Source organism: Actinoplanes sp. NPDC051851 (assembly GCF_040681165.1).
In the GTDB taxonomy this organism is placed as follows: Bacteria; Actinomycetota; Actinomycetes; order Mycobacteriales; family Micromonosporaceae; genus Actinoplanes.
The window spans coordinates 55027-81025 of record NZ_JBFAYF010000044.1; the positions used below are offsets into that span (position 1 = coordinate 55027).

Here is a 25999-nt window from a genome sequence, read left to right on the forward strand (position 1 = left end):
CGATGACCCGGCCGGTCCTTGACGTCCGCGACCTCACCAAGGTTTACGGGGAGGGCGAGACTGTCGTGCGCGCCCTCGCCGGCGTGTCGCTGCAGGTGGATCGTGGCGACTATGTGGCGATCATGGGCTCGTCCGGGTCGGGCAAGTCCACCCTGATGAACATTCTGGGCTGTCTCGACATCCCGTCCACGGGGTCCTACCTCCTGGACGGGGTGGATGTCAGCCGGCTCACCGACGCCCAGCTCGCGCTGGTGCGGAACCGGCTGATCGGGTTCGTGTTCCAGTCGTTCAACCTCATCCCGCGTACGTCGGCGGTGGCGAATGTGGAGCTGCCGCTGGCGTACTCGGGGATGCGCGCCGCGGAACGACGGCGGCGTGCGATGTACGCGCTCGATGTGGTCGGCCTGGCGGACCGGGCCGACCACGAGCCCAACCAGCTCTCCGGTGGGCAGCAGCAGCGGGTCGCGGTGGCCCGCGCGCTGGTCACCGAGCCGGCCCTGCTGCTGGCCGACGAACCGACCGGCAACCTGGACAGCCACTCCACCGAGGACGTGCTCACCGTCTTCGACGACCTGCACGCGGTCGGGCGCACCATCGTGCTGATCACCCACGAGCCGGACGTCGGCGCGCGTGCCGGCCGCCTGATCAAGCTCTTCGACGGCCGGATCTCCTCCGACATGCGCCAGGACCAGCAGGGACGGCACGCCGCATGACGACTTCACGACCTTTTTCCGGTACGGCACCGGGGCGCCTGCCATGAACTCGACGGAGATCGTGCGCTTCGCACTGCGCGGCCTGAGCGCGAACAAGCTGCGCACCGCGCTGACCATGCTCGGCATCCTGATCGGTGTCGCCGCGGTCATCCTGCTGGTCGCGGTCGGCAACGGCTCGGCCCAGGCGGTCGCCGACCGGATCTCGGCGCTCGGCACCAACACGCTGACCGTGATGAGCACCAGCCGCGGCTCGGGCGGTCTCACCGTCAAGGTCGCCGAGGCGCTGGAGAACCGGGAGCTCGCGCCGGACGTGCAGTCGGTGTCGCCGGTGGTCAGCACCTCGGGAACGCTCACGTACGAGGGCAGCGACCACGACGTGAGCTCGTTCATCGGCACCACCCAGGACTGGTTCGCCGCCTCCACGTACGCGATCGGCACCGGCGCCCTCTTCACCGCCGACGACGAGGCGCAGGCCCGCCGGGTGGTGGTGATCGGGCAGACCGTGCAGGAGGAGCTCTTCCCCGGCGTGGACCCGGTCGGCGAGCAGGTCACCATCGGCGGCGCGCTCTTCACCGTGGTCGGCGTCCTGGAGGAGAAGAGCAGCTCGTCCGGCCAGTCCGACTCCAACGACATCGCGGTCGCCCCGATGACCGCCGTGCAGCAGGTCCTCGCCGGGTACGGCTCGCTGAGCTCGATCCTGGTCGAGGCGAAGGACTCCGACCAGGTCGACACGGTGGAGAGCGAGATCACCACCATCCTGGACCAGCAGCTCCCGGCGGACAGCGACGGCACCGCGACGTACCGGATCCAGAACGCCTCCCAGCTGCTGGAGACGCAGACCGAGACCGCCGACACGTTCACCACGCTGCTCGGCGCGGTCGCCGCGATCAGCCTGCTGGTCGGCGGCATCGGCATCACCAACATCATGCTGGTCACGGTGACCGAGCGGACCCGGGAGATCGGCATCCGCAAGGCGCTCGGCGCACCCCGCCGGGTGGTGCTCAGCCAGTTCCTGATCGAGGCGACCCTGCTGAGCGTGATCGGTGGCAGCCTCGGGGTGGCGGCGGCCCTGATCGGCGCCCGCTTCGAGATCGTCGGTGTGAAACCGGTGATCGTGCCCAGCTCGGTCGGGCTGGCCCTGGGCGTCTCGGTCCTGATCGGACTCTTCTTCGGCGGTCTGCCGGCCGCCCGCGCCGCCCGGCTCCGCCCGATCGACGCGCTGCGCTACGAGTAGCCCGGCGATTTATCACCTTATTTCCGGCTTTGGTTGTTCCGTATTTCCGGCTCTGGCCCGTTCCGCCGGCGCCGCGTGACCAGTGAGGTTTCCACGTTGAGCAACGACGACACCCAGGTCCTGCCCCGTACGCCCACCGAGCAGGAACACGACGACCTGAACGCCGCGATCGCCGGCGCCGCGCCCAAGCGGTGGTGGAACCGGACCACCCTGGTGCTGGTAGCCCTGGTGATGCTGGTCGGCGGCTTCCTCGGCGGCGTCTGGGTGCACAAGCAGTGGGGCGACGACACGTCCAGCGCGAGCGCACCGGGCGGCAGCGGCAGCGGCGGCTTCCCGACCGGCGGCGGGATGCCCAGCGGCGCCGGGACGCAGAGTGGCGCCGGGATGCAGGGCGGCGCCGGGATGCCGAGCGGCGGCGCGGGGATGGGCCAGCAGGGCGCCACCCCGGGCACTTCCGGGACGATCCTGAGCGTCGACGGCAGCACGATCTACGTCCAGACGTCCGGCGGATCGACCGTGACGGTCCGGACCAGCGACAGTACGGCCGTCACGAAGTCCAGCACGGTGACCGTCTCCGAGCTGGTCGCGGGCGAGAAGGTGACCGTTCAGGGGACGACGGACTCGGCCGGCGTGGTCGAGGCGACGACGGTGAGTGCCGGCTGACCCTGCCTCGGCGCAGGCCGGGTGCGTTCTCCCGGCGCGGGCAGCCGCCGTCGGCCGTACCCCGGTCCCGTGTACGGAGTTCGGTCCCGCTCCGCTTGGAGGGCGCGGGGCGGCGCGGGCCGGGGCGGCGCGGGGGGCGGTGCGTGTGCACGGACGGCCGGGGCGGCGCGGGCCGGGGCGGTGCGTGTGCACGGACGGCGTGGGTGGGGCGGTGCGTGTGCACGGACAGCGTGGGTGGGGCGGTGCGTGTGCACGGACGGCGTGGGTGGGGCGGCGCGTGTGCACGGACGGCGTGGGTGGGACGCCGGGCGCACACGATCAACCGCAAGCAGGGGCGGTGGGCGTGCACGATCCGCGATCGTGTACTCGCGCGGCCGTCAGAGGGGTGCCAGAACGACTCACTCGGCGATCGGGGATTTCCGCCGCCCCGGCCGGCCATGATCGTGAGCCCGGGCCGCCCAGGGCGTCACCGCTCATCGATGGGTGATCGCCGCGGAGTTCGTCTCGCAGGTCACTCACGACGAAACACGACCGCGTCGGCTGGCCCTGTGTGCGGGCTGTCAGTTCCTGTGGATCGGCCGGTAAGCCACAAGTCGGCCGGGTACCCGCCGATGAACTCCACCGTCCGGGGCGACAGGCGCCCCACCCGGAACGGGGAGTCATACCGCATGACATCGATCAGCAGCCTCTCGTCGGCCAGCACCTCGTCGTACTACACGCAGTCGCTGAGCCGCACGAAGCCGAAGGACGACCCGCTGGCCAAGGTCGCCGAGACGCTCGGGCTCAGCACCGACCAGCTCAAGGAGCAGCTCCAGGGCGGCAAGACCCTCAACGACGTCGCCACCGACCAGGGTGTCTCGCACGACGACCTGATCGCCTCCATCGAGTCCACGCTGCCCTCCGACGCGGGTTCCACCGCCGCCGAGGACATCGCGGCCGGCCGCAACACTCCGCCGCCCCCGCCGCCGCCCGGCGGCCCTCGCGGCGAGAACGCGTGCCTGCAGGACGACGAGAAGCTCACCCAGATCAGCGACCTGCTGAACATGGACACCAAGGAGGTCACCGACTCGGCCACCACGGCCTCCAGCCTGATCGGCCTGCTCCAGAACAAGGGCGTCGACCTCAGCCAGCTCCGCAACGTCCTCAACCAGAGCGGCGACCTCCTCGACGTGACCGCGTGACCCGGAGGGATTCCGGGCGGCGGCACCTCCCCACCCACCGCCCGGAATCCGGTCGTCCCATCGTCCGGTCGTCCCACCGTCCTGGGCGCGCCATTGTTCGGTTGTCCTACCGTCCTGGGCGCGCCATCGTCCGGTCGTGCCCGCCCTGCCGGAGGTCGGTCGCGGTCAGGCGGGGGGTGTCCTTCCTCGTCAAGCAGGGGCGTCCTCCAGGGCCGGGGCGGGGGAACGTCGCCGGGTGGGTGACCACCAGTTCGCGCGGCCGAGCAGGACCATGGTGGCCGGGACCAGCAGGCCGCGGATCACCGTGGCGTCGACCGCGACCGCCACGGCCAGCCCGACGCCCATCATCTTGACGACCGGGCTCGTGGTCAGAGTGAACCCCGCGAAGACGCACACCATGATCAGTGCCGCCGAGGTGATCACCACGCCGGTGCCGGCCAGCCCGTCACGGACCGAGCGGGCGTTGTCGCCGGTCCGCAGCCACGACTCGCGAACCGCCGTCAGCAGGAACACCTCGTAGTCCATCGAGAGCCCGAAGAGGAGCGCGAAGAGCATCATCGGCACGTAGGACTCGATCGGCACCGGACCGTCCAGACCGAACAGCCGGACACCCCAGCCCCACTGGAAGACCGCGGTCAGCACGCCGTACGCCGCCGCGACCGAGAAGAGGTTCATCACCGCCGCCTTGACCGCGATCACCGGTGCCCGGAAGGCGAGCTGGACCAGTAGCGCGGCGAGCAGCACCACCACCGCGATGACCCAGGGCATCCGCTGCGCCACCCGGTCGGCGAGGGCCGCCTTCACCGCCGTCTGCCCGGTGACGTGTACGGTCATCCCCTCCGCGGGCAGCGACCGCAACGCGTCCACGGTCTCCACCGTCCGCGGGTCGCCCGGCGCGCTGTCCGGGATCACCTTGATGATCGCGATAGCCCCGTCCGCGGAGATCCTGGCCTGCTGTACCCGTGCCACCCCGGGCGTCGCGCGGATCGCCGCCTGAAGCGTTTCGACCCGCGTGGCAGAGATGCCCGAACCAGGAGTTCCGGAGTCGGAGCTCCCGGAGTCGGAGGCCCCGGAGTCGGAGGGGTCTGCGGCGGAGGAGCTTGACTCGGAGGGGTCTGCGGCAGGGGAGCTCGACGGGGAATGGCTGGAGGCGGAGGAGCCGAGCGCAGGGGTTCCGGAGACCGTGTCGAGTTCGGCGACGACGGAGAGCGGGCCGTTCACGCCGGGGCCGAACGCGGTGGCGATCGCGTCGTAGCCCGCGCGGGCGGTGCTGCTGGACGGCTCGTCGCCGGGATCGGTCTGGCCGAGCGTCATCGCGGTGGCCGGCGCGGCCAGTGCCAGCAGCAGGAGGACCGTGCCGAGAGCGTACGGCCACGGCCGGCGGGTGACCCGGTCGGCGAGCGCGCCCCAGACCGAGCCCCGCGACGGCGATCGCCGTCGGCGCAGCGGGAGCGCGTCGATCCGCGGGCCCAGCACGGCGAGCAGCGCCGGGAGCAGGGTGACCGCCGAGGCGACGGCGACCAGCACGATCAGACCGGCCGTCCAGCCGAGCGTGCCCAGGATCGGGACGCCCGCCACGGCGAGCCCGGCGAGCGCCACGATCACGGTGCCCCCGGCGAACGCGACCGCGCTGCCCGACGAGGCCACGGTCGCGACGATCGCCGCGGCACGATCGGCACGATCGGCACGATCGGCGCGATCGGGTGCGCCGGGGTGTGTGGTCGTCAGGGTGCGGTAGCGGGTGATCATGAAGAGGGCGTAGTCGATGCCGACGCCGAGGCCGATCATCGTGGCGACCGTGGTGGCCACCGTGGGGACCGAGGTCAGGTGACCGGCCAGCCCGATCGCGCCGAGGCCGCAGACCAGGGTGAGCAGGGCGGTGAGCAGCGGCAGGCCGGCCGCGACCAGGCCGCCGAAGGCGATCACCAGGACCACCAGGGCGACGGCGAGGCCGAGCGCCTCGCTGCGGTGCGTGTTCGTCTCGGACCGGGCCAGCACCCCGCCCGGCAGCACCTCCAGGCCGGACCGCCCGGCCGGTGCGGCGGCGTCCAGCACCGCGTCGATCGTGTCCGCGCCGACGTCACGCGGGTCCACGTCGAACTGGACGGTCACGTACCCGGTACGCCCGTCGGCGCTCAACGAGCCGGCCGCGGCGCTCGGCGGGGTGGCCGACACGACGTGGTCGATCGCGGCGATGCCCCGCACCGTCGCGTCGACCGCGGTCGCGTCCAGGGCGCCGGCGGTGGAGCGGAGCACGACCTGCCCGGTCGCGCCGTCACCGCCCGGGACGTGCTGCTCGATCAGGTCCCGCCCGCGCTGGGCGTCGCTGCCCGGCAGCGTGGTGTCGTCGTCCACCGGGCGGCCGAGAGTGATCACCAGGGCGCCCACCGCCACGGTGATCAGCAGCCAGCTGGTGATCATCAGCCACGGGCGGCGGACGGCCGCCCGCCCGATCCCGGCGAACACCCGATAGGTGCCGCTGCCCTCGTCGGCCGCGCTCATGCCGTGGTCCCTTCACAGTCATCGCCGTCGCCTGGGGTGACGACGGCCGTGGTGGTGTCGCCTGGGGTGGCGCGGCTCGTGGTGGTGTTGCCCGCGGTGGCGTCGCTCGTGGTGGTGACGGCCGGGGTGGTGACGGCCGGGGTGGCGACGGGCGGGGTGGTGGTCCGGCCGAGGGTCAGGTGCGAGCCCTCGACGGTCAGGTGGAGGCCGTCCGCGGCGGCCTCGGCGGAGCCGTATCGCAGGCCGGCCGGGAGGGTGGGCAGCGCCACCGTGCGCGGGGCGGCCCGGGCACCCAGGTCGGTGGCGGGGAGCCGCACGCCCAGGGCGGTCACCTCGACCTCGTCGGGTCGCACGACCAGCGAGCCGCCGGAGATCGACGGCGTGGCGTGCACGACGACGGGGACGTCCCGGCCGAGCAGCCGGACCGTGGTGTCCAGCCGCAGCCGCCCGGCGTCGTCGTAGGCGAGCGGGAGACCACCCGGCAGGTCGGCGTACGCGATGATTGCGGTGACCGAGAGCGAACCCGCGGAGAAGGAGGCAGCAGAGGAAGGGCCGGAGGGCAGGGTGACGTCGTGCGCGGTCGCGCGCACCGACGCCCGGAGCGTGCCGACCGGGACGTCCTCGGCCGACACCCGGACCGTGTCGAAACGGCCGCGCGCCAGCTGCGTCACGAACGGCAGCCCGCCGAAGCTGACCGACGGCCGCACGGTGAGCCCGGCGGCGCAGCGCAACCGGTCGGCCGCCCGCGCGCCCGCGCCCGCCGCCGCCACCCGGTCGGCGCCGACGCCGGCCGTCATCAGAAACGCCGTCACCGCACCGGTGATGACCAGGGATCTCTTTCGCACCCGTCAATGGCACCAAGCCACCATGACGGTTCGATGCGAGCCGGATGAGAGTTGATTAGGAAAGCGGGAGCGTGAACCAGACCGTGGTTCCGGCGCCCGGTTCGGACTCGATGCCGCTCCGCCCGCCGTGCGCGCGCACCGCCTCGGCCACGATCGCCAGGCCCAGGCCCGCGCCCTGGGCGGCCCGCGCCCGTGACTCGTCGGCCCGCCAGAAGCGCTCGAACGCGTGCGCCGCCGCCTCCGTGCTCAGGCCCGGCCCGTCGTCGGCGACCGCCACCCGGACCAGCCGGTCACCCTCGGTCACCGAGATGCGGGCCGGGGTGCCCGGCGGGGTGTGCGCGCGGACGTTGCCCAGCAGGTTCGCCAGGATGCGCCGGATGGTGCCGGCGTCGCCGACCACCACGTGCGCGGCGTCCATGACGACCGAGACGGGACGGTCCGGCTCGACCGCGCGGGCGTCGGCGGCCGCGTCCTCGATCAGCGGGGCCAGGTCGACCGGTTCGCGGCGCACCGCCGGTTCGGCGTCCAGCTTGGCGAGGTAGAGCAGCTCGTCGACGAGCGTGCCCATCCGGGCGGCCTCCTCGTCGATGCGGCGCAGCACGTCCGGCCGCCGGTCGAGATCGACCACCCCGGAGCGCAGCAGCTGGAGATAACCACTGATCGAGGTGAGCGGGGTGCGCAGCTCGTGCGAGGCGTCCGCGACGAACGCCCGCATCCGCTCCTCCGAGCGCTCCCGGGCTGCCATCGCGCTCTGGATCCGGGTCAGCATCCCGTCCACGGCCACGGTCAGCCGGCCCACCTCGGTCGCGGCCGCCGCGCTCGACGGCGGTGGCGCGCCGACCCGCCGGCTCAGGTCCCCGTCGGCGATCGCACCGGCCGTCGCGGCGATCTCGTCGAGCGGCCGCAGCCGGTGCACGACCAGCCAGAGCCCGAGCGTGGTGACGACGACGAGCACGACGCCCCCGGAGACCACGGTGATCAGGGCGAGCCGGGCGACCGCACCGGTCACCGGGCCGAGCGAGAGCCCGATCAGCACCCGTGAGCCGTCGTCCAGGGTCACCACCACGACGCGGTAGCGGACGCCCGCCGCGGAGGTCACCGTCTGCGGTGTCGTCCGCTTCGGATCAGCCAGGTCGAGCAGCGGGCCGGGTGGCAGCGGGGTGCCGCCCTCCAGCCGGACGGTACGGCCGTCGGCGCGCCGGTACTCGATCAGATACTCCGTCACCGAGACGACCGAGCGCATCTCCGGGCCCTGCGCGTCGCGTGCCTCCAGGACGGCGGCGCGCTGCCGGATCAGCACGGCGCCGGCCGTCAGCTGCTCGTCGGTGCGCTGGAGGAGGTACGCCCGGAGCGCCACCGCCGCGGTCACACAGGTGATGAGAAGCCCCGCGGCGGCCAGTGCGGTCATCGCCGTGACCAGGGAGAACCGCAGGGTCCGGGTCATGACTCGAGTTGCAGCGCGTAACCCCAGCCGCGGCGCGTGACGATCAGCGGTGGGCCGTGCCGGTCGAGTTTGCGGCGGAGATAGCCGACATACGTGTCGACGACGTTGGAGACCGCGGCCGAGTCCATCTCCCAGACCGCTGCGAGGATCTGTGACCGGCTCAGCACCAGCCCGGGATTGATCAGGAAGTAGCGCAGCAGCCGGAGCTCGGTGGGCGACAGGGACAGCGGTTCGCCGGCCCGGGTGACCCGCAGCGTCGCCTCGTCCAGCTCGACGTCGGCGTAGCGCAGCGTGGTCGACGGCGGCGCGGGCGGTGGTGTGGCGGCCCGGACCCGGCGCAGCACGGCGCGCACCCTGGCGAGCAGCACCTCGACGTCGAACGGCTTGGTCACGTAGTCGTCTCCGCCGAACGCGAGGCCGCTGACCTGGTCGGCGTCCGCGTCCCGGGCGGTGAGGAAGATGATTCCCGCGTCCAGCCCGGTCTCGCGCAGCCGGCGGCAGACCGCCATCCCGTCGCCGTCCGGCAGCATCACGTCGAGCAGCACCAGGTCGGGCGGGTGCTCGGCGGCGGCGGCGATCGCCCGTGCGGCGGTGGCGGCGGTGTCGACCGTGAAGCCGTGGAAACGGAGCACGGTGTCGAGCAGGTCGAGGATGTTGGGCTGGTCGTCGACGACGAGGATCCGGTTCATGGCCCGCCCATCACAGCACGCGGAGATGAGAGCGCGATGAGAGACCGGCACGAGGGGAGACCGGCGCGCGGGGAGGCCGGCACGAGGGGAGGCCGGCACGAGGGGAGGTCAGCGCCGGTTGCGGCGGATCAGCGTCACGGCGAGCGACGCCGCGAAGAGGTCGATCGCGATGACCACGCCCGGCCACCCGAAGAGCAGCATGACCAGCGGGGTGCTGATGAAGAGCAGCGCGCAGAGCACCGGGATGGTGGGGAAGGGCCGCTCGTCGCCGGGATCGCTCGACATGCGCGCGGCGAACTCCGGGTCGGCCTGTACGACCCGCTGCTCCAACTCGGCCAGCGCGCGCCGCTCGTTGTCGTCCAGCATCTTGCCGCCCTCGGAGTCCTCGGCTCCCTCATCACCATAGCGACCATCGGCTTCCCCCGGCCGATTTCCGGGCAGCCCGAAATCGCTCAGGGACGGCGTACGCGGAAATGATCTGAAACGAAGGAAACGGTTCTTTGACAGGGATTGGTGCGAAACCTAACGTCCGTATATGGAGAGGTTGCGCCGTTACACCGCGTGCGAGTCACCGACCGGAGACGCGAGGGCCCTGAGCGTGCTGGCGGACGTCCTCGACGAGGATGCGCGGCGGGCCGGATTCGAGACCGCGCGGGAGCGTCATCCGACCGGTGACCACCTGATCTGGACCCGCCCGGCCACCGGAGCCGATCGTGGCCGGATCCTGGTGCTCAGCCACTATGACACGGTGTGGCCGGCCGGGACCCTGAAGCACATGCCCTGGACCGTGGAGGGCGACGTGATCCGCGGGCCGGGCGTCTACGACACGAAGGCCGGCCTCGTCGCTCTCCTCGACGCGGTGACCGCCATTGATCGGCACCCGGAGATCCGGGTGCTGGTGATCGCGGATGAGGAGGTCGGCTCGCCGACGGCCCGCGAGCTGGTCACCGCGGAGGCGCGGGCGGCCCGCGCCGTCCTCGGCATGGAGCCGCCCCATCCCGGCGGCGACCTGAAGACCGCCCGCCGCGGGAGCACCCGCGCCCGGATCGAGGTCACCGGGGTCGAGGCGCACGCCGCGCTCGACCCGGAGGGCGGCGTCAACGCGATCGACGAGCTGGTCGACCAGCTCGTCAGGTTCCGGGCCCGGATCGCGGAGTACCCGGTGCTGGTCAACACGGGCACCGTCAGCGGGGGCGGACGGACCAACGTGGTGGCCGGAAGTGCCCATGCCGATCTGGGGTTCCGCTTCGTTGATCAGACGAGTGAGCGGGCCGTACTGGCCGAGCTGGAGTCGCTGGAGCCGGTCCGGAAGGGCGCGACGGTCGGCACCCGGCTGCTGTCCCGGCGCCCGACATGGCCGGCGGACGGTGCCGGTGCCGGGCTGCTCGCCGCGATCACCGCGATCGCGGCCGGAATCGGTCAGACGATCGGTGGGCGGGCGGCGGACGGTGCGGCCGACACGAACACGACGGGAGCGCTGGGGTGTCCGACCGTCGATGGACTGGGCCCGGCCGGCGGGGGTGCGCACGCCCGGACCGAATGGGTGTCGATCACCGGCATCCGGGAGCGCACCGCCCTGCTCGCCGCCCTGCTGACGGAGTTGTGAGCCATGCCGCCCACCGACGTTGACGTGCGCGACCTGGAGGGGCCCGCCGAGTGGAACGGTGCCGTGCGGCTCTACCGGGAGGTGTTCGGCTACCGCGACCCCACGTGGGGGATCAATCCGCGTCTCCTCGCCGCCCTCCGGGACAACGCCGGCACCGCGATCGGCGCGTTCCGCGGCGGCGAGCTGATCGGATTCTGCTACGGGTTCACCGCCGTCGACGCGGGCGGGATCTACCACTACTCGCAGGCGGCGGCGGTCGCCCCGGCGGCGCAGGGCAGCGGCGTCGGCCGCCTGCTCAAGCACGCCCAGGCCGAGAGGGCGCGAGCGACCGGTGCGCGTTCGCTGCGGTGGGTCTTCGATCCGTACGCCCTGCGGAACGCCCATTTCAACCTGACGACCCTGGGTGCGCACGGCCTCCGGTTCCTGCCGGACTACTACGGCGAGCCGGGCACCGATCGCGTCCTGATCAGCTGGGACCTGGCCGGCGGGGCCCCGCACCGGCCCGGCCCGTCCGTCGTGGTGGCAGCGGGCGAGACGTACGCCGCGGAGCGGCCCGCCGAACGGTCCTGGCTCCGCCGTGAACTGCTGGAACGCTTCGCCGAGGGCGGTCGTCTCGTCGCGGTCACCCGGTCGCCGGACCTGCCGGGCTCGGTCACCTACCGCTTCGGCCGATGTGAGGCCGACGCGAGGCGGATGTGAGGCCGACGCGAGGCGGATGTGAGGCGGATGTGAGGCGGATGTGAGGGGGCGTGACCGGGATTGAGCGCGATCAGGGTTGACCGTGTCGAGCTGCGCCGGGTCCGGCTACCGCTGATCCACCGGTTTCGGACCAGCTCGCACGCCAAGCGGGAGCTCGAGCACATCCTCGTCGCCCTGACCGATGCCGACGGTGCGGTCGGGTGGGGGGAGATCGCGTCCCCGAGTGGGCCGTTCTACTCCGCCGAGACCGTGGCGAGCTGCTGGGCGGTGGCCCGCGATCACCTCACCCCGCTGGTGCTGGGCCGGGAGTGGGAGCATCCGGCGGAGCTCGCCGGGGCGATGGCGAGGGTCCGGGGGAACCACTTCGCGCGGGCCGGGTTCGACATGGCCGCCTGGGCGCTGTGGACCGCGAAGGGCGGCGTACCGCTGGCGGCGGCGCTCGGCGGGACCCGGCCGTCGGTCGAGGCCGGGGTGTCGCTGGGTATCGAGGCGAGCGTCGACGAGCTGGTCGAGCAGGTGGCGGCCCGGGTGGCCGAGGGCTACCGGCGGGTCAAACTGAAGATCGCGCCGGGCTGGGACGTCGCGCCGACCCGTACCGTGAAAGCGGTTTTTCCAGAAATCTCGGTTCATGTCGATGCGAACGGCGCCTACTCGCTCGACGATCTCGGCGTCTTCCGGGAACTGGACGGGCTCGGGCTCACGATGATCGAGCAGCCGTTCGCCCCGCGGGCCCTCGTCGACCACGCCGTCCTGCAGGGGCTGATCGGTACGCCGGTCTGCCTGGACGAGTCGGTCGAGGAGCCGGACGACCTGATCACCGCGCTGCGCCTGGGCGCCGTCCGGATCCTCAACGTCAAGGTGTCCCGGATGGGCGGGCTGACCCCCGCGGTCCGCGTCCACGACCTCGCCCGGGCCGAGGGTGTGCCGGTCTGGTGTGGCGGGATGCACGAGTTCGGGATCGGCCGGGCGGCCAATGTGGCACTGAGCGCGCTACCCGGCTTCACCCTGCCCTCCGACGTCTCGGGCTCCGCCAAGTACTACCGGCGGGACGTCACCACCACGCCGGTGACCTGCGTGAACGGTGTCGTCGTGGTGCCCTCCGAGCCCGGGCTGGGCTGGCATCCGGACATCGGCTTCATCGCATCGCGGACGCTTCAGGCCGAATCGGCACAGGGTTAGCACAGCTCTCTTTGAGGGTTTTTTGAGGTTCTCTTCAGTGGCCGGTGACGGGGAAAGCGCTTACCGTATAGATCGAAGTTCATCTATACGTAACCCTGCGGCCGGATCCCGTTAAGCCACGGACCCCCGGCCGGATACGCCCGGGAGGTCGTCCCACTATGCACCGTATCGCGCTGTTCGCGATAGATCTCGTCGCGGTGAGCCTGCTCGTCTTCGGTCTCTACTTCCCACGGCACCGTCGCCGTGACCTGGTGGTGGCGTACCTCGGGGTCAACGTCGGCGTGCTGGCGGTGGCCGGATCACTCAGCTCCAGCACGGTCGGCGCGGGCCTCGGCCTCGGCCTCTTCGGCGTGCTGTCGATCATCCGGCTCCGCTCGACCGAGCTGGACCAGCACGAGGTGGCGTACTACTTCTCCGCGCTGGCCCTGGGCATCCTCGGCCCGCTCGGCGACGGCACGCCGTGGATCGCGCCGTCGATGATGGTGCTGATCCTGGTGGTGATGTACCTCGGCGACCACCCGGCGCTGTTCCGCTCGTACCACCGGCAGACCCTGGTGCTGGACTCGGCGATCACCGACCAGGTGGCCCTGGTCGCGCAGGTCGAGCGGATCCTCGGCGCCCGTGTCCACAAGACCACGGTGGAGCGGGTGGACCTGGTCAACGAGACGACCCTCGTCGAGGTCCGGTACTCGTACCCCAAGAACCACAACGCCGCCGTCATGGCCGAGGTGAACCGATGAGCGTGGCCACCCACCTGGATCCGATCTCACTCACCGAGCTCACCGAGAAGGCCGCGCTGCAGACGCGGGTGGACAGGAAGTACGTGTTGCGCTGGGACGACGCGATGGCGCTGCTGCCCGCGCTGGACCGCACCACACGGGTGCTGGAGATCGACGGCGAGCGCAACTTCCGCTACCGGTCCGTCTACTTCGACACCCCCGACCTGGTCTGCTTCCGGCTGACCGCGCACCGGCGGCGCCGCCGTTTCAAGGTGCGCACCCGGACCTATCTCGACTCGGCGCTCTGCTGGCTGGAGGTCAAGACCGAGGGCTTCCGCGGCGGCACGGTCAAGAACCGTCTCCCGTACGAGGTCGGCGACTTCGAGACGGTGGCCCCGGGACGCTGGTTCGTCGAGGAGATCCTCGGCGACCGGGCGGTGGTCGAGCTCGCGCCGGTGCTGGTCAGCGAGTACCGGCGGACCACGTTCTACCTGCCCGACGGCGACTCGCGGGTCACCCTGGACACCGAGCTGAGCTGGAACGGCGTGGACGGCGATGTCCTGACGCCGCGGAATCTCGCGATCATCGAGACGAAGACCGCGTCGGCCGCCTCCCCCGTCGACCGGCTGCTCTGGGCGCGCGGGCACCGTCCCACCGCCATCTCGAAATATGCGACCGGCCTCTCCGCGCTGCGCCCCGAGCTGTCCGCACCTCGCTGGCGACGGACGCTGCGCACTCATTTCTGGTGAAAAACCCCTATCGGAAGGACACCACCCCCATGCCCAGCATCCCCCGGCTGGTAGCACCCGCTGTACTCGGTCTCGCTCTCGTCGCGGTGCCGGTGGCCACCCCCGCCTACGCGGCCGGCACCGCGGCGGCCACCGCCCTCGCCGCCAACCAGGCCAGCCACGACGACACCGCGGATCACACCTGGAACGAGTCGGACGTCGCCGCCGTGACCCTGACCGGCAGCAGCGCGACCACGACCAGCTCGAACGTCACCGTCTCGGGCAGCACGGTCACCGTGACGGCGGCCGGCACGTACCGCTTCTCCGGCTCGCTGACCAGCGGCCAGATCGTGGTGAACAGCACCGGCACCGGCATCGTGCGGCTCATCCTCAACGGCGTCACGATCAGCGGCAGCGCCGCGGCCGTGAGCGTCGTCGCCGCCGACGAGGTCCTGATCAACCTGCAGGCCGGCTCGACGAACCGGCTCACCGCGACCGCCGCGCACGCGGTGGACTCGGCGGCCGACCTGACCATCGACGGCACCGGCGCGCTGGTCGTCACCAGCAGTGCCAACGACGGCATCAACAGCGCCGACGGCCTGGTCATCGACGCCGGCGCGATCACCGTCACGGCGGGCGACGACGCGATCCGCGGCCAGGACTACGTGATCGTGAACGGCGGCACCATCACCGCGACCGCCGGCGGCGACGGCCTCAAGTCCGACAACGACGCGGACACCACCCGCGGGTACGTCTACGTCTCCGGCGGCACGGTCGGTGTGACCGCCACCGGCGACGCGATCACCGCCGAGACCGACGTGCTGGTCGCGGGCGGCGCCATCACCGCGAAGTCCGGTGGCGGCAGCAGCGTCACACCGGGCGACACCTCGGCCAAGGGCCTCAAGGCCGGCGTCCTGGTGGCGATCAGCGACGGCACCGTCACCGCGGATTCGTCCGACGACGGCGTGCACTCCGACGCCGCGGTCACCGTCGACGGCGGCACGACCACGGTCGCCACCGGCGACGACGGCCTGCACGCCGAGACGAACGTGACGATCAGCGCGGGCGCCGTCACGGTCACCAAGTCCAACGAGGGCATCGAGGGCCTGAAGGTCTACCTCACCGGCGGCACCGTCAAGTCCACCGCCTCGGACGACGCGGTCAACGCCTCCGACCCGACCTACGAGGAGATGCAGAACTCGCCGAACGCCCTGGTCTCGGTGACCGGCGGCACCGTGCTCGTCGACGCGGGCACCGACGGCCTCGACTCCAACGGCGCGCTGACCCTCGGCGGCGGCACCGTCGTGGTTGCGGGCTCCGCGACCCGGGGCGGCGGTGAGGGCGGCCTCGACTCGAACGGCGCGCTCACCATCACCGGCGGCACGATCTACTCCACCGGGATCAGCGCCACCACCAGCACGCTGCCCACCTCGGGTCAGGGCTGGGTGTCGGTGACGTTCAGCGCCAACCAGGCCGCCGGGACGATCGTGCACCTGGCCACCACCTCGGGTACGCAGATCGCGTCCTACCAGTCCACGAAGGCGTTCAAGGCCGTGGTCTTCTCGTCGAGCTCGATCACCAGGGGCACCACGTACGCGGTCTACACCGGCGGTTCGGTCTCCGGTACGTCGGTCGGCGGCGGCCTCTACACGGGAGGCACCCTCTCCGGCACCCAGGTCACCACGGTGACCGCCGGCACCCGCTGATCGTGATCGTGCGGAGGGCCGCCGGGGAACCGGCGGCCCTCCGTCATGCGGTCACCCAGGAGAGGTCGGGCTCAACCGCGGTGGTGGTGTCGAGCAACCGCCGGTACTCCTCGGTGGCCAGGTCCTTCCCACCGCCGATGACCGCGCCCGACAGGCCCGGCCGGGGGACCCAGACCGTCCAGCCGCCCGGCTGCTCCGCCCGGTAGAGCGGCTCGTACCGGGAGTCGCCGGTGACCTCGCCGGTCTGCGCGAAGACGTGGGCGTCGTCGCCGTAGTCGGTCGAGGTGAAGGCGAGTTCCTGGAACCATCCGTCCGCGGTGGGCCGTACCCGGAGCGAGGTGTAACCGCGGCAGCGCTCCGGGACGCCGGTCGAGGCCATCGTCACCGGCACGGTGCCGGGACCGGCCGTCACCCGGCGGGCGATCTTCACGGCCAGGTCGGCGACGTTCGGGAAGCCGTAGACCTCCAGCGTCATCGGTGGCGCACCCCTCGGCCGCCAGGCGAGGAACGCGGCGTCGGTGATCATGAGCCGCCCCGTGACATCGCCGATCCTCACCCGCTCCCCGTCGTCGCCGTCGATCTTCTCGTCGACCGAGAACGCGATCTTGAGGTCCGGAGTGTCGGCGTCCGGGTCGTAGAAGGCGCCCGGCGGGAGCCAGATCCGGGTGGAGCCGCGCGACTCGCCGGCGTAGGTGGACGTGACCTCCCGGAATCGCTCGACCACCCCGTCGGGCAGCCAGCCGGGAAGGTAGCGGAGCGGCAGCCGTTCGGGCTCCGGAGCCGGCGCACTGCTGGGGATCGTCGCCGGCGGTGTGGGTGCCGGCGTGGGCCGGCGGCTCTGCAGCAGGAACGGGACGCCCACCGCTGCGGCGGTGCCCAGCGCGCCCGCCCCCGCGAGCAGCAGGCGCCGCTGCCGGTGGGCCCGCGCGTGGGCGGCGAGCCGGGCCTGGACCCGCTCGGGCGCCACCGTGGTGTCGGCGATCGCCTCGAACGCCGCCGTGATCAGCTGTTCCTCGGTCATGATCTCCTCCTTCGTGCCCGGATGTCGAGCGGAATTCAGACCGGCGCGGTCCGGGACGGCAGGTTCTGACGCAGGGTGGCCAGGGCACGGGACGCGTGACTGCGTACGGTCACCGGCCGGCACCCGAGCAGGTCGGCGATCTCCTGGTCGGAGAGGCCCTCGTAGAACCGCAGCGCCACCACGATCCGCTGCTTGACCGGAAGTGCCGCGATCCGCCGGATCATCGCGTCCCGTTCGGCGACCTCGGCGGAGGGGTCGTCACGCGCGCCGGAGACCGTGTCGAGCGCGCTCAACGACATCGGCACCACCCGGGCGGCGCGTTTGCGGCGCCAGGAGGTCAGCTCGTTGACGATCATCCGTTTCACGTACGCCTCGGGCACGTCCATCGCGCTGATCCGCTCCCACCGGGGCTGCGCCTTCGCCAGCACCTCCTGGACGATGTCCTCCGCGAGGTGCGGATCGCAGGCCAGCACCGTGGCGTAACGGAGCAGCGCGGGCAGCCGTACGTTCAGGTAGTCCTCGAAGCTCACCAGGCATCCCCCTTTCCGCACCTTGAAACGCGGTGAGCAACCGTATTTGTTGAGGCCGACCGGGTACCGTTTCGGACCATGGCCGGGTATCCGCGGTTCACCCTGACCGCGACGACGATCAGCTCGCCGGAGCCACGGCGGCTGGGGCACTTCTACGCACGCCTGCTGGAGTGGCCGGTGGTCACCGACACCGGCGGCTGGGTGGTGCTCGCCAACCCCGACGGCGGGGCGGGGCTGTCGTTCCACGATGAGCCCGCGTACGAGGCACCGGTCTGGCCGGGGCGTGCCGGCGTGCCGCAGATGCAGTCCCACCTGGACATCGAGGTGGACGACCTGGAGTTCGGGGTGGCCTGCGCGGTGGCGCTCGGCGCGACGGTCGCGCAGGAGCAGCCGCAGGACGGGGTGAAGGTCTGCCTCGACCCGGACGGTCACCCGTTCTGCCTCTTCGTGAGATGAGGAGCACCGGAAACGGGTCGGACAGGCGTTACACGGTTCGATAGTTTGTGGCCTCGACCATCGATCGAGGAGCACAGCGAGCATGACCGGCACGGGGGCCGAGTCCGGCGACGTCACACCGGACCCCTCTTCCACCCCACCATCGACCCCGAATCCGGCGCCCCCGGCGTGGGCGCCGCCCGCACCCGTCCCGCAGACGGGATACCCCGCGCCCGGATATCCGCCGCCCGGGTACCCCGTTCCCCCTCCCGGCTACGGCCCGCTGCCGCCCGGCGCACCGGGCGGCCCGCCGAGCCGCCGCCGTTCCGCGATCTTCACCGTGGCGGCCGTCCTGGTGATGGGCCTGATCTACGGAGCCTGCTTCGCCGGCAGCCAGTACGTGAACCGCACGATGTCCGAGAAGATCGAGTCCATCGCCGGGGAGACCGCCGCACCGGGCTTTCCGTACACCGAGGACGACCCCGCGCCGACCGCGAGCCAGGACCCGGCCGTCGACGAGGGCCCGCAGGCCAGCCAGTACCCGGCCGACAGCGTCTACGACCTCAACCGGGTCTGCCAGGAGGACGTCTACTACGCCGAGCTGCCGAAACGTACCGGGAAGGCGCCGCACCCGGTCCGGCTCTTCTACGACGCGGGCGACGACCTCTGGGTCCCGGACGGCGGGTTCTGGTACGACGAGGGGATCTCCGACGCCAACGAGCGCGTCTGGGGCTCCGACGACGTGGCCGAGGTCCAGATGATCGGGTGTCTGGAACGGGTCAGCACCGGCACGAAGATCCGGAACTGCGAGTACGACGACCCGGAACCCGAGACGGTCCAGCTCTACCGGGCCGGCTGGAGGCTCCGGGTGATCGAGGCCGCCACCGGGAAGGTGCTGCTCACCAAGTCCCTGAAGGGCGATGAGCAGACCTGCCCGTACGTCGTCTCGGTCGGCGAGGACAAGAAGATCTACGCCTCGGTCTCCGATCGGGCGAAGCTGAGCGCGCTCCGCCCCCTGGTCAAGAAGTAGGCGCGGCGATCGCCGGGGGGAGTTCGGGCACGCCGCGCGCCTGAACTCCCCACCCGGTCCGTGCCCCCGCTACTCCTCGGCGGCCTGCAGTACCGACACCGTGCCGTCGCGCCCGTTGGTCACGTACAGCCGCAGGCCGTCCGGCGAGAGCGCGACCACCCGCGGGCTGTTCCCCATGTCGACCGTCGAGACGACCTTCTTCTGCTTCAGGTCGAGCACCGACAGCGAGTCCGAGCCCTCGTTCACCACGTACGCGTGCACCCCGTCCGCCGCGACCATCACCGCCTGCGGGAGCTTGCCGACCTTGTAGCGCTGGATCAACGTCAACGTCTTGGTGTCGTACGTCTCCACGGTGTTGACGTCATAATTGGTCACCACCACCGTGCTGCCGTCCGGCGTGACCGCGACACTGTGCGGCGACCGTCCGACTTTGACATTCTTGGTGATCTTCCCGGTGGCCGTGTCGATCACCGACATCCGGCTCGACTCGTGATCCGAGGTGTATGCCGTCGTCCCGTCCGGGGAGAAGGCCACCCAGTGCGGGTTCGGCGGCGTGGTGATCTGCGAGACCTTGGCGAGCGTGTCCGCGTCGTAGATCTCCACCCGCGCGCCGTTGTGGATCGGCAGCCAGACCCGCCCGTCCTCCGCGATACCCGGCTGGAACGGCCGCGGGCCCGACTTCACCGACTTCACCAGCGACTTCTTCGCCGTGTCGATCTCCGCGAGCCCGTTACCGGTGAAGTCGTCCTCGAACATCGACACGTAGATCCGGCTGCCGTCCTCGGACACGGTCAGGAACCGCGGCGTGTTCGGCACCTTGACGCTGTCGACCTTGTTCCCGTTCAGCACGTCGATGAAGAAGACCTCGCGGGCACCCTGATCGGCCACGTAGACCATCCGGTTGTCCGGCGAAACGGCGACACCCTCGGGCTCGTTCCCGACGTCCTTGATCGTCTCGGTGATGCTCGGCTCGGCGAGGCTGACCGGAACCGCCGGCGACTGGGTGTTCTCCTTATCGGTCGGCAGCGTCTCGGTCGGCTCGGCGGTCGCGGTCTCTCCGGTCGGCTGCTGCGCCGTCGTGGTCGCCGGCGCCGCGCTCGGACTCGGCGGGTTGCGCTTGGCGAGCCAGATGCCGCCGTAGGCACCGCCCGCCAGCAACATCACCACCAGGAGGATCACGACCACCCGGCCCCGCTTCCGGTGCGGCGTCTCATTCTTCCCGTACGCCCCGGAGCCGCCCTCGGAGACGGTCCCACCCTCCGGGTTCTGCCAGCTCGGAGCGGAGGGCCAGCCCGCGGGCGACGTCGGCCAGGCGGGGATGTTCCCCCCACCCCCGGAGACGGGCGCCGCCTGCCACCCGGGCCCGGCCGGCATCTGCCCCTCCGGTAGTTGTCCGGGCGGCAGTTGTCCGGGCGGAAGCTGCCCTGCCTGGGCTGCCCGCCGGGCCTGTGCCGCACGCGTCGGCCCCGGTGGGACCGGCCCGCCCTGCGCCTGCCCCGGCGGATACTGCCCCGGCGGCAGCTGCCCGGGCTGGAGCTGTCCCGTCTGGAAGGACCCCGGCTGATTCTGATCAGGCGGATACTGCCCGGGCCGATATCCCGGCTGGAACTGCTCGGTCGGCGCCGGCCCACCCGTCCCCGGCGGCGTGTCCCAGCGCTCGGTCTGTCCCTGGCCGGGTTGCCCCCACCCGGCCGGTTGTCCCTGGCCGGGCTGTGGCTGGCTGGGCGGAGTGTGGCCGGGCGGAGTTTGGCTGGGCGGGGTGTGGCCGGTAGGTGCCTGTGCCGGACCGCCCGGCCATCCCGCTGCCATGGGTGCCGTGGGCTGGGTGGTCTCCGGCCAGTTCCCCGGGTCTGCGCCGGCTCCGCCACCGGGCCAGCCCCGGGGCATCGTCGACTCTCCGGGCGTGGCGGGCCATCCCTGCGGGGCGGTCGGCCTGACGGGCGCCGTCGCCGGGCGTCCACCCACGGTGGGGCCACCCTGCGGTTCGCCGGAGGCCGGCTTCCCGGCAGCCTTCTTCGGCTGGTTCGCCTCCTCCTGCCCGGGCGTAGCCCAGCCACCATGCTTGGTGGCGTTCCCGAGCGCCGCCGCCCAGCTGTCCGGCACCTCCGGATCCGGAGAGCCGCTTCCCCGTCCCTGAGACGCGCCGCCTCGTTCCTGAGGCGGGCTCTCCGGACCCGGCTGCCGGTTCCGGTCCTGATCCCTCTCCTGGTTCCACGGGGCGCTCCCGGGCGCGGTTCCCCGATCGCTCCCGCCGCCGCCGGAGGTGGGCCGGTCGTCACCCGTGGCCGGTGTCGCGTTCTGCCCGGCGGCCCCGGGCCACGACTGGCCCCGCCCCGGGGCGTCGGCCGGGGTATCGGCTCGGCCGGTCTCCGGCGAGGGTTCCTCCGGCCAGAAGGCGGCGCGTGCCGGTTCTCCCTGGGCTGCCCGCGGCTGCCCGGGGGACTGCGGCCCCTCCTGCCGATAGGGCTGTCCCCCCGCAGAGGGCCCGGTCAGCTGCTCCGGTGCGCCCGTCTCCGAGGAGGTCCCCGGCCACGGCCCGGTCGGTGCCGCAGCGGCGGCACCCGATTCCCAGGGCAACCGGGGCTGTGGGGGCGTACCCGGCTGATCCGACCCGGGCTCCCAGGCCTTCGCCACAGCCGGATCGTGATGCACGCTGCTCCACGACGAACCGCCCGCACCGGAAACCGGCGCCGCCGTGTCCCGCCGCTCCTCCGCCACCATCTCGGCGACCCGTTCCCGGGGCGCACCGGTCGCCGTCTCGGCGACCCGTTCCCGGGGGGTGCCCGTCGCGGTCTCGGCGACTTCTTCCGGGGGTGTGCCCGTTGTCGACCTGGCGGGCCGTTCCCAAGGCGTGGGTGCCGGCTCCGCGGCGACCGGCGCCGGAGCGCTGGCGGGCCGCTGTCCGGGTACCCCGCCGTTGGCCGCCACCTGCGTGAAGCCCAGCCACCCGCCCACGACGCCGCCGGGCGTTCCGCCGTTTCCGGCACCCTCGGCGGCGGGCTGGCTCGCCGCGCCATTGCCCGCACCGGCCGCCGTGGTCGCTGCGAACTCGCTCCGTGCGTGCTCGGCTCCGGTCCCCGCCACAGATCCGGTCTCGGCCACCACCGGAGCCGGCTCAACCGCCGCAGGCTCGGGTTCGGCTGCCGCCGGAGCGCTCTTCGCGACCGGTTCGCTTATGGTGACCGGCTCGCTCGCGGTGACCGGCTCGCTCGCGGTGACCGGGGCGTTCTCGACGGAGATGCTGCTCTCCGGCGTGGTCTCGTTCTCCCGGTCCGCGCCGTCTTCAGGCGCCGCGGTGCGCTCCGGGTCCCCACCGCGTTCCGGTATGGCGCTGTTCTCCGGGGCCATGCTGCCCTCCAGCGTTGCACTGCTCTCCGAGGCCGTGCCGCTCGCCGGCGCCGCGTCGTTCTCCGGCGTCGCGTCGTTCTCCGGCGTCGTGCTGCTCGCCGGGGCGGTGTCGCTCTCCGCGGGCGGCTCGGCCACGGGCGGGACCACGCTCGCCGTCGAGATCTCGCTCGCCGTCGAGACCTCGCGTGGGGGCGCGGGCTCGGCGGCGGCGGGTTCGCTCGGATCGGGTTTTTTAGGGATGTATGCCGGTGTCATGTCCGTCAGGGGCCCGGCCTGAGCCACGGGTTCGGTGGGGGATGAGGGGCCATCGGCGCTGTCCGGCGTGGGGGAAGGCGTAGGCCAGTGTCCAGTGGAAATGGCGGCGCTCTCCGAAGTCGTGTTCGAGGGGGATGAATCGGGGGATATGAAGCTAACCGTCGTACCCGGCGGCGTTGCTGTGGGGGACCCGGGCCACGGTCCGGCGATCTCCACCGTGGTCTCGGGCTCACCGGGTGCTCCGGGCCAGATGGCAGCGGGCCGAGTACCCGTCCCCGCCGTCGTATCCGCCCACCCGGGCTGACCGTCCACCTCAGGCTGAACGTCTGCCGCTTCCGGAGGGTTCACCGGTGTCTGCGGGTTCACCACCACCGGTTGCTCCGCCACCCCCACGTCGACCGGCTGCGGCTCGACCGGGTCGGGCCCGGCGGGCGGAGTTTCGACCGGGTCGGGCCCGGCGGGCGGAGTTTCGACCGGAGTGGCCTGGTCGGCCGGAGTGGCCTGGGCCGCCGCGGCGGTGGCTGCCGACCCCCACGAACTCGACGAGGGGAGCGAGACGCCGGCGGGCCGCGCGGAACCCGGCCGATGCGGTGCTCCCGACCAGGGCCCGTGTGACGTCTGCTCCGACGGGTCCGCCTCCATCGGCGGCGCTCCGGAGACCGGCAGCGAGTCGTCGACGTGCGCCGGAATCCCCGGCCACAGCCGGTTCTGCTCGCCGGTACCTCCGGCGGCGGGCTGCACCGGGGTGCCGGGCCACGGTCCGGCCGGGGCCTCCCGCGGCACGTTCTCCCGCCCGCCCCGGGCCCGGTAGTCCCCGGGCGGCAGCGGTCCGGGCCCGTTCCGCCCCGCCGTTTCCCGTCCGGCTTCCTGCTCCGCCTGATACCCGGTCACCTGTCCGGGTAGCACGGGCCATCCGCCGCTCTGCCCCTGCCACCCCGGCGCGGCCTCCCGGTAGGCGCCGCCGGGCCGGTCTGTCGCGGGTCGGTCCACCTCGGCCTGGCCTATCGCGGGCTGTTCCGTCCCGGCGGTCGGTCCTGTCCCGGCCCGGGCCGCTTCCGGTTGTGCGGGACGACCGCCGTCCGGATACGGGGTTCCGGGCGCAGCTCCACGCTCGACAGCGGGCAGCGCGGCGACCGGCCGTACCGGTCCCCCCGGGAAGGCCGGCCGGATCGGCGGCCCGACGGGCGACCCGGGTAGTGCGACCGGGGAGCCGTGCGGTCCGCCCGGGGAGCCGGGGGGCAGGGCCCATCCGCTCGAAGCGGCCGGGAGCGCCCGGTTCGCCGCCGTGCTCTGGTCCTCGGCGACCTCGCCGGTCACCGCCAGGCGGCCGCTGCCGGCGGCACCGTCCACGGTGACCACGCCGTCGAGGCGGCCGGTGGTCGGGAACCAGGAGACACGCAGCTGGTTACCCTCGAGACGGGCGTGCAGGCCCTCGGCCGAGACCGTGACGGCCGCGGCGGCGACCAGGGGTGGACCGTCGACGGGGACCCGTACGGTCAATTCCTGAGTGCCGGGAGCGACCCGCCCGAAATCCACCCGGGTCTCGGAGAGACGCAGTGCGGTGCGGCGCAGAGCGGCCGCCGCCGCGGCCGCGACACGGTCGTTGCCGGTGGCCATCCGGTTGAGTGCGGCCCGCGATCGGGCGGCACGGTCCAGGTCGGAGCCCGCGGCCGCGGCGGCGAGCTCGGCGATCAAAGCCATCTGGTCACTGCCGGGTTTGCGGACCTTGGAGACGTACGGCTGCCGTCCCGAGCCGAAGACCCAGTGCCGTACGGTCGGATCGCGCTCGCGCAGATGGTCGAAGAGCTCGTCGACCCCGATGTAGCCGTCACGGTCCCGGTCGGCCGCGCCTCCCCGGATGCCGTCGGCGAGGAGCCCCGCGAAGGTGGGCGGCTCGGGCCGGGCCGCCGCGGTGATCACCACGCGGCTGCGGCCCTCGGCGGAGCGCGCGGCGCGGAAGTAGGCGCCGGCGTCGACGGGGCGGCTCGTACGGCCGTCGAGCGCGATCACCACCTGGCCGATCGGGCTCCGGTGCACGAGCGCGTCGATCCTGGTCAGGTCAACGGCCGTGTCGGCGGGGCGGTCCATCACGGTGTCCGGTGTGGCGAGGTAGAGCCCACCGGACGGGCCGGCGAGCAGGATGCCGCGGAAATAGATCAGCAGGCAGTCGTCGTGACTCCGGTTGCCGAGTGCGGCCTCCAGACGCTGGTACGTGTGCCAGGCCTCGGGATCCTGCAGCAGTTCCACGTCGAACCCGCCGAGCCCGGGATCGCCGAGCACCCCGGCGAGCGACCGTACGTCGGCCGACGGGACCGCGAACCTGCGCAGGGTGGGATCGTCGTGGTGCTCGACCGTCACCACAACCGCCAGACGGCGCCCGCTCATCGACATCACCCTCCTTCATCGTGCGACGTCGGAGCCGGAGTCGAAACCCCTGGAAGATTACGAACTGTTCTTGGCTGATGACCTTACGTTATTGATCTTCAAAAGATCACCGTCAATATCCGCTGATCTAGCTGGTCCGACGCGCCAACCAAGGCTTACCCGGCTGATCCCGCCGAAGCGTGCCGTTTTCACCGGATCCGGTGTCAGTGATCCGTCAGAGATCCTCACTCTCGGGGGTCCCGTTCCTCACCTTTCCCGAATCGGGCCGGGAGGACACTCCACATTGCGCGGGGAGAGGGCGGCGTGCAACGCACGGTGGCCCAGCCGGCGATTCCCGGCTGGGCCACGGTGCTGTATCGGGTGCTGGCAGGGGGCCGTGAGGACCAGCCGACCCCTCAGCGGCTGGTCCTCACGGTGGTCTTCGGGGCTCGGATGCGTGCGGGGAGCCGGCCGGGGGAAGGGCGGCCGGCTTTGCGGGGGTGTGTCAGGTGATCGGTGGCACCGCGGAGTGCCAGCCGGAAAGACCGTGTGGGTTCGACCGGAAAGGATCAGGGGTGAATTTCGGGTACGGGAAAAGGTTCGTGCGGGTATCGGGCGCGCCGCCGTGGTGGAGCGCCGTGGAATGGGGGCTGCCGGGGGCGCGCTGTGCCGGAGCGCGTTGGTGGGAGCGCCCCGGCTCGGGATGCCGATCCGGGGCGCGCCCCTGACAGTCGGTGGGGCTGGGGGTTCAGGCGTAGACGTCGACGACGTTGCCCGCCGGCGGGGGGACCGGTGCGGTGACCGGCTGGCCGGCGGCGAGCTGGGTACGGGCCTGGGCGGCCTCTACGCGGGCGACCTCGGACTTGGCGGCCTCGATGGCGGCCTTGTCGGCGGCGATCGTGTCGGCACTTGCCTGAACCGGGGTCAGGTCGACCGTGAGCTGACGGCGGTAGCTCTCCAGTCGCGCGTATACGGTGTGGCTGTCCCAGGCCGACGCGACGGCGCTGCTTGTGGCGGTGATGGTCATGAGGCCTCCTCGGAAACTTGGTCGCAACCTGACGGCCGTGTTCATCGGCCGGGCCGCTCCCGACCTGCTCCCTATCGGATG

21 protein-coding genes are annotated in these 25999 nt (G+C 72.2%); 12 read left to right on the forward strand and 9 right to left on the reverse strand.

Annotated features, from left to right (window positions below; all coding sequences use genetic code 11):
- The first annotated feature begins 2 nt into the window (after nucleotides 1–2).
- The 4 genes from AB0M08_RS33150 to AB0M08_RS33165 all read left to right on the forward strand — a co-directional run bounded on the left by AB0M08_RS33150 (nucleotide 3) and on the right by AB0M08_RS33165 (nucleotide 3791).
- The gene (locus AB0M08_RS33150; RefSeq protein ID WP_364501958.1) at nucleotides 3–713 is read left to right on the forward strand and encodes an ABC transporter ATP-binding protein; all 711 of its coding nucleotides are present in this window, start codon (nucleotides 3–5) and stop codon (nucleotides 711–713) included.
- Nucleotides 714–756: 43 nt separating this feature from the next.
- Entirely contained in the window at nucleotides 757–1947 is a 1191-nt protein-coding gene (locus AB0M08_RS33155; RefSeq protein WP_364501961.1) for an ABC transporter permease, read from the forward strand.
- Nucleotides 1948–2043: 96 nt separating this feature from the next.
- Nucleotides 2044–2610 carry a hypothetical protein gene (locus tag AB0M08_RS33160; protein WP_364501964.1) on the forward strand — a complete coding sequence of 189 codons (567 nt, stop codon included), beginning with the start codon at nucleotides 2044–2046 and terminating at the stop codon, nucleotides 2608–2610.
- A gap of 668 nt (nucleotides 2611–3278) precedes the next feature.
- The gene (locus tag AB0M08_RS33165) at nucleotides 3279–3791 is read left to right on the forward strand and encodes a hypothetical protein (RefSeq protein ID WP_364501966.1); all 513 of its coding nucleotides are present in this window, start codon (nucleotides 3279–3281) and stop codon (nucleotides 3789–3791) included.
- A 189-nt stretch (nucleotides 3792–3980) separates the two neighbouring features.
- On the opposite strand, the gene AB0M08_RS33170 is transcribed toward AB0M08_RS33165, so the two are convergent.
- The 5 genes from AB0M08_RS33170 to AB0M08_RS33190 all read right to left on the reverse strand — a co-directional run bounded on the left by AB0M08_RS33170 (nucleotide 3981) and on the right by AB0M08_RS33190 (nucleotide 9637).
- A complete protein-coding gene (locus AB0M08_RS33170; RefSeq protein ID WP_364501968.1) occupies nucleotides 3981–6293 on the reverse strand; it encodes an MMPL family transporter in 2313 nt (770 codons plus the stop codon).
- On the reverse strand, nucleotides 6290–7138 hold the full coding sequence (locus AB0M08_RS33175) for a DUF2993 domain-containing protein (RefSeq protein ID WP_364501971.1): 849 nt from the start codon (nucleotides 7136–7138) through the stop codon (nucleotides 6290–6292). The genes AB0M08_RS33170 and AB0M08_RS33175 overlap by 4 nt, the downstream gene beginning before the upstream one ends.
- A gap of 55 nt (nucleotides 7139–7193) precedes the next feature.
- Entirely contained in the window at nucleotides 7194–8582 is a 1389-nt protein-coding gene (locus AB0M08_RS33180) for a HAMP domain-containing sensor histidine kinase (protein ID WP_364501974.1), read from the reverse strand.
- A complete protein-coding gene (locus tag AB0M08_RS33185; RefSeq protein WP_364501976.1) occupies nucleotides 8579–9271 on the reverse strand; it encodes a response regulator transcription factor in 693 nt (230 codons plus the stop codon). The genes AB0M08_RS33180 and AB0M08_RS33185 overlap by 4 nt, the downstream gene beginning before the upstream one ends.
- Before the next feature lie 108 nt (nucleotides 9272–9379).
- Nucleotides 9380–9637, reverse strand: coding sequence for a DUF3040 domain-containing protein (locus AB0M08_RS33190; RefSeq protein WP_364501979.1), 258 nt, complete (start codon nucleotides 9635–9637; stop codon nucleotides 9380–9382).
- Between the two features lie 169 nt (nucleotides 9638–9806).
- Between AB0M08_RS33190 and AB0M08_RS33195 the strand changes: the two genes are divergently transcribed.
- The 6 genes from AB0M08_RS33195 (at nucleotide 9807) to AB0M08_RS33220 (ending at nucleotide 15908) form a co-directional block, all read left to right on the forward strand.
- Nucleotides 9807–10877, forward strand: coding sequence for a M20/M25/M40 family metallo-hydrolase (locus AB0M08_RS33195; RefSeq protein WP_364501982.1), 1071 nt, complete (start codon nucleotides 9807–9809; stop codon nucleotides 10875–10877).
- A 3-nt stretch (nucleotides 10878–10880) separates the two neighbouring features.
- Entirely contained in the window at nucleotides 10881–11576 is a 696-nt protein-coding gene (locus AB0M08_RS33200) for a GNAT family N-acetyltransferase (protein ID WP_364501984.1), read from the forward strand.
- Nucleotides 11577–11636: 60 nt separating this feature from the next.
- Nucleotides 11637–12755 (forward strand): o-succinylbenzoate synthase, encoded by a 1119-nt coding sequence (gene menC, locus AB0M08_RS33205; RefSeq protein ID WP_364501986.1) that lies wholly within the window; start codon nucleotides 11637–11639, stop codon nucleotides 12753–12755.
- Nucleotides 12756–12913: 158 nt separating this feature from the next.
- Nucleotides 12914–13495: a DUF4956 domain-containing protein gene (locus tag AB0M08_RS33210; RefSeq protein ID WP_364501988.1), complete on the forward strand. Its 582-nt coding sequence runs from the start codon at nucleotides 12914–12916 to the stop codon at nucleotides 13493–13495.
- Entirely contained in the window at nucleotides 13492–14223 is a 732-nt protein-coding gene (locus AB0M08_RS33215; protein ID WP_364501990.1) for a polyphosphate polymerase domain-containing protein, read from the forward strand. The genes AB0M08_RS33210 and AB0M08_RS33215 overlap by 4 nt, the downstream gene beginning before the upstream one ends.
- A gap of 29 nt (nucleotides 14224–14252) precedes the next feature.
- Nucleotides 14253–15908, forward strand: a complete 1656-nt coding sequence (locus tag AB0M08_RS33220) for a carbohydrate-binding domain-containing protein (protein WP_364501993.1) — start codon at nucleotides 14253–14255, stop codon at nucleotides 15906–15908.
- Nucleotides 15909–15951: 43 nt separating this feature from the next.
- Here AB0M08_RS33220 and AB0M08_RS33225 read toward each other — a convergent pair whose 3' ends face one another.
- Together AB0M08_RS33225 and AB0M08_RS33230 are read right to left on the reverse strand one after the other, a co-directional pair.
- On the reverse strand, nucleotides 15952–16929 hold the full coding sequence (locus AB0M08_RS33225) for a hypothetical protein (RefSeq protein ID WP_364501996.1): 978 nt from the start codon (nucleotides 16927–16929) through the stop codon (nucleotides 15952–15954).
- Between the two features lie 35 nt (nucleotides 16930–16964).
- A complete protein-coding gene (locus AB0M08_RS33230) occupies nucleotides 16965–17459 on the reverse strand; it encodes a SigE family RNA polymerase sigma factor (protein ID WP_364501999.1) in 495 nt (164 codons plus the stop codon).
- Between the two features lie 78 nt (nucleotides 17460–17537).
- On the opposite strand from AB0M08_RS33230, the gene AB0M08_RS33235 reads away from it, so the two are divergent.
- Nucleotides 17538–17915, forward strand: a complete 378-nt coding sequence (locus AB0M08_RS33235) for a VOC family protein (RefSeq protein WP_364502002.1) — start codon at nucleotides 17538–17540, stop codon at nucleotides 17913–17915.
- Nucleotides 17916–17997: 82 nt separating this feature from the next.
- The gene (locus tag AB0M08_RS33240) at nucleotides 17998–18924 is read left to right on the forward strand and encodes a hypothetical protein (RefSeq protein ID WP_364502005.1); all 927 of its coding nucleotides are present in this window, start codon (nucleotides 17998–18000) and stop codon (nucleotides 18922–18924) included.
- A 69-nt stretch (nucleotides 18925–18993) separates the two neighbouring features.
- Here AB0M08_RS33240 and AB0M08_RS33245 read toward each other — a convergent pair whose 3' ends face one another.
- Together AB0M08_RS33245 and AB0M08_RS33250 are read right to left on the reverse strand one after the other, a co-directional pair.
- Nucleotides 18994–24912 carry a beta-propeller fold lactonase family protein gene (locus AB0M08_RS33245; RefSeq protein WP_364502008.1) on the reverse strand — a complete coding sequence of 1973 codons (5919 nt, stop codon included), beginning with the start codon at nucleotides 24910–24912 and terminating at the stop codon, nucleotides 18994–18996.
- Nucleotides 24913–25639: 727 nt separating this feature from the next.
- Nucleotides 25640–25918 carry a hypothetical protein gene (locus AB0M08_RS33250; protein WP_364502011.1) on the reverse strand — a complete coding sequence of 93 codons (279 nt, stop codon included), beginning with the start codon at nucleotides 25916–25918 and terminating at the stop codon, nucleotides 25640–25642.
- Nucleotides 25919–25999 lie beyond the last annotated feature (81 nt).

Coding starts and splice junctions, on each gene's coding strand:
- AB0M08_RS33170 (WP_364501968.1), bottom strand. CDS start 6,293: ATGAGCGCGGCCGACGAGGGCAGCGGCACCTATCGGGTGTTCGCCGGG.
- AB0M08_RS33200 (WP_364501984.1), top strand. CDS start 10,881: ATGCCGCCCACCGACGTTGACGTGCGCGACCTGGAGGGGCCCGCCGAG.
- AB0M08_RS33165 (WP_364501966.1), top strand. CDS start 3,279: ATGACATCGATCAGCAGCCTCTCGTCGGCCAGCACCTCGTCGTACTAC.
- AB0M08_RS33245 (WP_364502008.1), bottom strand. CDS start 24,912: ATGAGCGGGCGCCGTCTGGCGGTTGTGGTGACGGTCGAGCACCACGAC.
- AB0M08_RS33180 (WP_364501974.1), bottom strand. CDS start 8,582: ATGACCCGGACCCTGCGGTTCTCCCTGGTCACGGCGATGACCGCACTG.
- AB0M08_RS33225 (WP_364501996.1), bottom strand. CDS start 16,929: ATGACCGAGGAACAGCTGATCACGGCGGCGTTCGAGGCGATCGCCGAC.
- AB0M08_RS33240 (WP_364502005.1), top strand. CDS start 17,998: ATGACCGGCACGGGGGCCGAGTCCGGCGACGTCACACCGGACCCCTCT.
- AB0M08_RS33150 (WP_364501958.1), top strand. CDS start 3: ATGACCCGGCCGGTCCTTGACGTCCGCGACCTCACCAAGGTTTACGGG.
- AB0M08_RS33215 (WP_364501990.1), top strand. CDS start 13,492: ATGAGCGTGGCCACCCACCTGGATCCGATCTCACTCACCGAGCTCACC.
- AB0M08_RS33155 (WP_364501961.1), top strand. CDS start 757: ATGAACTCGACGGAGATCGTGCGCTTCGCACTGCGCGGCCTGAGCGCG.
- AB0M08_RS33250 (WP_364502011.1), bottom strand. CDS start 25,918: ATGACCATCACCGCCACAAGCAGCGCCGTCGCGTCGGCCTGGGACAGC.
- AB0M08_RS33210 (WP_364501988.1), top strand. CDS start 12,914: ATGCACCGTATCGCGCTGTTCGCGATAGATCTCGTCGCGGTGAGCCTG.
- AB0M08_RS33220 (WP_364501993.1), top strand. CDS start 14,253: ATGCCCAGCATCCCCCGGCTGGTAGCACCCGCTGTACTCGGTCTCGCT.
- AB0M08_RS33235 (WP_364502002.1), top strand. CDS start 17,538: ATGGCCGGGTATCCGCGGTTCACCCTGACCGCGACGACGATCAGCTCG.
- AB0M08_RS33190 (WP_364501979.1), bottom strand. CDS start 9,637: ATGCTGGACGACAACGAGCGGCGCGCGCTGGCCGAGTTGGAGCAGCGG.
- AB0M08_RS33185 (WP_364501976.1), bottom strand. CDS start 9,271: ATGAACCGGATCCTCGTCGTCGACGACCAGCCCAACATCCTCGACCTG.
- AB0M08_RS33195 (WP_364501982.1), top strand. CDS start 9,807: ATGGAGAGGTTGCGCCGTTACACCGCGTGCGAGTCACCGACCGGAGAC.